At 73.7% G+C, this 1,650-nt stretch carries 3 protein-coding genes; 1 reads left to right on the top strand and 2 read right to left on the bottom strand.

The genetic code is table 11. The features are described from left to right. The coding region (locus FNX44_RS26700; protein ID WP_323369685.1) for a glycerophosphodiester phosphodiesterase family protein at positions 1-521 on the bottom strand (521 nt) is incomplete at its 3' end. Continuing rightward, entirely contained in the window at positions 518-1,165 is a 648-nt protein-coding gene (gene yczE, locus FNX44_RS26695) for a membrane protein YczE (RefSeq protein WP_407699200.1), read from the bottom strand. The genes yczE and FNX44_RS26700, both read right to left, overlap by 4 nt. Before the next feature lie 149 nt (positions 1,166-1,314). Here yczE and FNX44_RS26690 point away from each other — a divergent pair. Next, on the top strand, positions 1,315-1,650 hold a 336-nt coding region (locus FNX44_RS26690; protein ID WP_153507777.1), incomplete at its 3' end, for a GntR family transcriptional regulator.

Genomic DNA, 1,650 nt, shown 5'->3' with positions numbered 1-1,650 from the left:
CCCAGGGACCGCAGCCGCAACCCCACCACGCCGCGCGTCCCCAGCGACGTCGCCAACCTCGGGCCTGCCCACGCCCGCGCCCGTGCCACCCGGGCCTCGGTGAACGACCCCACGCACACCCGGTCCCAGGCGTCCAGCCGGTCCAACTCCGCCAGCAGCGGCCGTAGCGCCGCCTCCGCCTTCACGTCCAGGTTCCACCGCGCGGCCGGGAAGGCCCGCAGCAGATCGGCCAACCTCGGCACCGGCTCCGAACCCCCCACCCGCGCCCGCGCCACCTCCGCCCAGGACAGCCCGGCGATCGGCCCGCTGCCGTCGGTGACCCGGTCCAGCGTCGCGTCGTGGAACGCCACCAGCACCCCGTCCGCCGTCAGGTGCACGTCCGTCTCCAGATAGCGGTAGCCCAGGCCGACGGCCCGCTCGAAGGCGCGATGCGTGTTCTCCAGACCGTCCGCCGCCCCGCCGCGGTGGGCGAAGGCCAGCGGCGCGGGACGGTCCAGGAAGGGATGCGATGCGGTTCTCACCGACGCAGTATCACCCGATCCGCCAGCCGCCGTACCCGGCCGCCACGGGCCACCACGGGACTCGCCACCGCCCGTCGCGGCGCGAACACCCGCAGGAACAACTGCGAGAACGGCCCGATACCCAGCGCGTACGCCACCGTGCCCACCCCGACCGAGCCACCCAGCGCGAAGCCGGTGGCCAGCACCGACACCTCCAACGCGGTCCGCACCAACCGCACCGAGCGGCCCGTCCGCTCGTGCAGCCCCGTCATCAACCCGTCCCGGGGCCCGGCACCGAAGCGCGCCGACAGGTACAGCCCCGTCGCCACACCGTTCACCACCACCGCCGCCGCCAGCGCGAGTACCCGCCACACCAGCCCGTCCACCGGCGGGAGCACTGCCAGCGCGGCGTCCATCGCCACCCCGATCAGCACCACGTTCGAGACCGTGCCCAGGCCCGGACGCTGCCGCAGCGGCACCCACAGCAACAGCACCACCGCACCCGTGATCACCAGGACCGTGCCGATCGACAGACCGGTCTGCCGCGCCACGCCCTGATGGAACACATCCCACGGCGCCAGGCCCAGGTCCGCCCGCACCATCACCGCCAACGTCGCCCCGTACAGCAGCAACCCGACGTACAGCCGCACCAGCCGGCCGACCACACCGTCCCCTGACCCGCTTCTCCCCGACCTTCTCCCCGACCTTCTCCCCGACACGGTGGACCTCCCCTGGCGACAACAGACCAACACGTGACACCCTGGGCCACATCAAGGGCCAATTCCATGGCCAATCAGCGGAAGGTGGACTGATCATGCCCGAGTGGACCGCCAGCGTCGGGGCCATTCAGCTCAGCCGGCTCCTCGAATCCCAGCGCCCGGCCGCCCCGAACGGCAACCGCCGCACCCCCGCCTACCGTGCCCTCGCCGACGGCGTCCGCGTCCTGGTCCTCGAAGGCCGAGTCCCCGTCGCCGCCCGCCTGCCCGCCGAACGCGAACTGGCCGCGGCCCTCCGCGTCAGCCGCACCACAGTCGCCGCCGCCTACGAAGCCCTCCGCGCCGAAGGATTCCTGGAGTCCCGCCGCGGCGCCGGCAGCTGGACCTCCGTACCCGCCGGCAACCCCGTACCCGCCCGCGGCCTCGAACCCCTC

The sequence above is a fragment of the Streptomyces alkaliterrae genome (assembly GCF_007097205.2).
Lineage (GTDB): Bacteria > Actinomycetota > Actinomycetes > Streptomycetales > Streptomycetaceae > Streptomyces > Streptomyces alkaliterrae.
Note: the sequence above shows the minus strand (reverse complement) of the source record. Positions and strands in the feature narration are given on the sequence as shown.